At 42.6% G+C, this 852-nt stretch carries 2 protein-coding genes; one reads left to right on the top strand and one right to left on the bottom strand.

What is annotated here, in order from left to right; genetic code table 11:
• Positions 1 to 370 (top strand): hypothetical protein (locus A3763_RS27995; protein ID WP_197482720.1); only part of this gene is annotated, 370 nt, incomplete at its 5' end.
• A gap of 15 nt (positions 371 to 385) precedes the next feature.
• On the opposite strand, the gene A3763_RS03105 is transcribed toward A3763_RS27995, so the two are convergent.
• Entirely contained in the window at positions 386 to 787 is a 402-nt protein-coding gene (locus tag A3763_RS03105; RefSeq protein WP_068515853.1) for a hypothetical protein, read from the bottom strand.
• Positions 788 to 852: the final 65 nt, after the last annotated feature.

Genomic DNA, 852 nt, shown 5'->3' with positions numbered 1-852 from the left:
TTATGTAATTCGTCCCGCACTCGCGGCTTTGGATGAACGCTCCCAATTTGCAGAACATTACTTATTGAAGCTAGCTTCTAAACGTTCCTCTTACGGTGAGCACTTGGTAGCCTCGAAGCAGTCTGATGGTTTAGGTATTTATGCGATTAGTCCTGAAAGTCACACCGCTTTATGGGATGAGTATTTAGCTTTTCAACCAGACCTGGCGAGTACCGTACGGGGTTTGGCTTCGCAAAGGGCATTTTTGGAAAACCCTCATGCTGAACTTGCAACCAATCTTGTTTATGCAAGCGCGATAGCCTGGTTGTTGACTCAGTACCGTAAGAATTGTGAGCAAGACCCGGTATCTGGATATGAGGATATTGCCTGATTTTCAAAGCAATTCTTAGAACGGCTTTACCTTGGCTATCTCTTCTTTCAAGCGTCGCTTATATTCATCCTGATCTTCGATATCTTTTAACTTTGCATAGATGGTTTGTAAGTCTTGTTTGTACTGTTTCATCTTCTTTACATCGTCGCTTAAGAAAATCGTATAAGCTTTCATTGAAAAGCCCAAGACCAGGATGAAAGGGAGCGATAGAAGTGAAATGGAATGTAGGGTCAGAACCACTAGCCACTTAAGCAAGCCAGAAACACTGTTCCTGTTATACAACGGTAAAGTGAGGGCGTTGGTCCAGACTGAATAGTTTTTTCGAAGAGCTTCAAGAGCTTTTTTGTGGCCGACCCAAGACGGTGTAAACATCGCAAGTAGATCATAGTCTTTGCCGTTATCGAGCCGAATACGCATATTGAAACCTTCAGAATATACAGAGGGAATTATAGTAAAGGTCTAGCAGGAATATGCCAAGTAAT

The sequence above is a fragment of the Oleiphilus sp. HI0128 genome (assembly GCF_001635365.1).
This window is presented reverse-complemented; position numbering and strand designations above follow the sequence as displayed.